Genomic DNA, 483 nt, shown 5'->3' on the forward strand with positions numbered 1-483 from the left:
GATGGTGCGGCCCAGCGGGTCGGTTTCTTCGAGCAGGCGGGCGAACTCGTCGTACTTGAAGTGCAACTGGTTGCCGTCCGGCAGGGTCAGGCCAACCATGTTGCCGAAATCGTCCAGGTCGATGGCGTAGCGTTCGCCGCCGTAGTCGCGGCTGGCGATGACGCGGTGGTCTTCGTTGTAGTGAATCTCCAGCTCGCGGCCCAGCACGTCGGTGGCCCAGCTGGTGCGCGCTGCGAAGTCGTAGCGGAAGTGGAAGTGCTCGCCGTCGCTGGTCCAGTGCTCGACCACGCGGGGTTTCCCGTTGAGGGTTTCCCAGCGGTAGTGGCAGCCCAGGCCAATGGCGTTGCTGTGGGTCACCATCACGCCGTCGGCGTAGCTGAAGCTGCGCACGGTGTCGCCGTTGCGGTTGACCACGGCACTGAGCTGGCCGTGTTCGTCGTAGCGGTACTGGGTCAGCGTTTCGACAGCCTGGTTGTCGACCAC

General features: G+C 64.8%; 1 pseudogene. It reads right to left on the reverse strand.

What is annotated here, in order from left to right:
* Positions 1-483 (reverse strand): annotated as a pseudogene (locus tag ACNQPL_RS26645) (type IV secretion protein Rhs); the annotation flags it as partial.

The organism is Pseudomonas sp. LFS044 (assembly GCF_047978245.1).
Lineage (GTDB): Bacteria > Pseudomonadota > Gammaproteobacteria > Pseudomonadales > Pseudomonadaceae > Aquipseudomonas.